Source organism: Moorena sp. SIO4A1 (assembly GCF_010672065.1).
Lineage (GTDB): Bacteria > Cyanobacteriota > Cyanobacteriia > Cyanobacteriales > Coleofasciculaceae > Moorena.
Map to the genome: position 1 here is coordinate 1 of NZ_JAAHHX010000425.1, position 1,906 is coordinate 1,906.

The window sequence follows — 1,906 nt, forward strand, 5'->3', positions numbered from 1 at the left end:
ATTAAATCAATGAGTAAGAAGTGGCGATTTCTCAGACCTAGTAACCAATTTGATAAGTTATTCGTCATCTTTTATTATCCAGTTAATTATTAAAAAATACACAGTAAATAGCTATTAAGCTTCGGATCATATAACAAGGAACGGTAAACATAAAAAGGGGAAAATATAATTACCGTACCGATGTTTGAGACGTTTGGGTGCGTAAGTTATCTTAACTTTATAAATCGGTGGTTAGTATAGCTAAATAAAAAATCAAAATAAATACAACTAAAGACATATTTTTGATTGATTTATTGATTTAATTAAATATATCTAGATAACTAGAAAGATTAATTCCATTGCTTTACCAAATATTTACTAAATGTTTACTAAATATTTACTAATTGCTTGGGAGTTTTTGCTGATAGTTAAATGAGATTAACTGCTTAGTATAGTGGCTTATTAAAGGCTCACAAGGTTGCCAGTGTGGCATAACTTTTTTTGTGCCACACTGGTGGAAGTATTTTTAATTGGGTTAATAGATTGTTTGATAAAATTTAGGTAAAGCTAACGTTATAGTTTTGATGAATTTTTATAAACGATAGACATCCTAAATCCTTTGTGCAAAAGAACCAATGGTGAAATTCGGCTCTGTCTCGCCCCGTCAGCCGTCAGCCGTCAGCCGTCAGCGGTCAGCCGTGAGCTTTTCGCTCACGCTGCGCGAACAGCTTATTTTATTCAAAACCACCGATCTAGTACCGTGGGTGTAGCCCATAAACTGTTCCCGTAGCGTGGCCACGCTGCTTGAGGTGCGAATGGCCAAGGCTAATGGCTGATAGCTGATAGCTGTTCGCGTAGCGTGCGCGTAGCGCATAAGCTTATAGCTTATAGCTGAGTGCTCCCCTGCTCCCCTGCTGTGGTCACCAGGAAGTATGGTTATTGCACCGAATTTGATATCAGGCAATTGACCAACAGGCTCTACTGCGGTTCCACCCAACGAAACTGGTAGGGTAAATCTTTCGCGCCCCATACCAAATTGCCAGCAGCATCAAAACCCCGATCTAAGGTATCCATACCTTCTTTGTGGAGTATAATGGTATTGGTGATGCTAACTGCTCCTCTGTAGTTAGTTGGACAACCATCCTCTGGTGTCTGGCCGATGTAGTTCTCACCCACTGGCTTCAAAAATACACTGCACACCGCTTTACCTAAGTTATTTGAGGGTATCACTCGCTCCCGATCAGATTGATTGCACAAACCAATCAGCGTTTTTGGGTTTTGAGGCTTAAACCCTCTAGATTCGACACTCTCGCCATTCTCACTGACAGCTATACGCAAAAATCGCTGTCGGTAAGGAGAGTTAAGGCGTTTGGAAAGCGCTTGTTCCTGATACAGAAATACAGATCTAGGAGGGTTGAGTCCAGCATCAACAGTCTCTAGGTTGACAGTACAGGTGGTGATGCGGACATTAGGAGAATCTGGGTTAGCTCTGGCTTGCGCCGAGGTATCCATTACCCCAACTAGATGAGACACAACCTCTTTAACCTGTTGCTCAATCATGACTAATTCAGCAACAGCATTACCAGTACTTGTTGCCATCCACAAAAAAGCGATCGGCTTCGCCGCGCCAAAGGCGATCGCTACCCCTGTCCGAAGGCTATTGTTCTTCACGATTACATTCACACCCCAGCAGACTCTTTATCAAAAGTTGTGTTCAAGTATATTACCTGAAGGGGTGACGAAGATTAGCAGGAGTGTAAAGTAATATTGTTTAATATTATTTCTGTTTACATCGTCAACTGTAAACATTGATGGGAAGATGGGGAGATGGGGAGAGAGTCAATTGAGGCAATTGCAAGTTGTCAACCGATGCTACCAGATTTGATATAATCCCCCCAACAGTTCTTGAGTTCACTTACCTGCACCT

General features: G+C 41.6%; 2 protein-coding genes. Both read right to left on the minus strand.

Going from position 1 to position 1,906, the window contains the following annotated elements:
• Window positions 1-664: 664 nt before the first annotated feature.
• Entirely contained in the window at window positions 665-853 is a 189-nt protein-coding gene (locus F6K53_RS38990) for a hypothetical protein (RefSeq protein WP_293085242.1), read from the minus strand.
• Between the two features lie 104 nt (window positions 854-957).
• Window positions 958-1,650, minus strand: coding sequence for a chromophore lyase CpcT/CpeT (locus F6K53_RS38995; protein ID WP_293085245.1), 693 nt, complete (start codon window positions 1,648-1,650; stop codon window positions 958-960).
• Window positions 1,651-1,906 lie beyond the last annotated feature (256 nt).

Bases quoted from the DNA above. Each gene is read 5' to 3' on its own strand.
- F6K53_RS38990 (WP_293085242.1), bottom strand. From the start codon at position 853: ATGCGCTACGCGCACGCTACGCGAACAGCTATCAGCTATCAGCCATTA.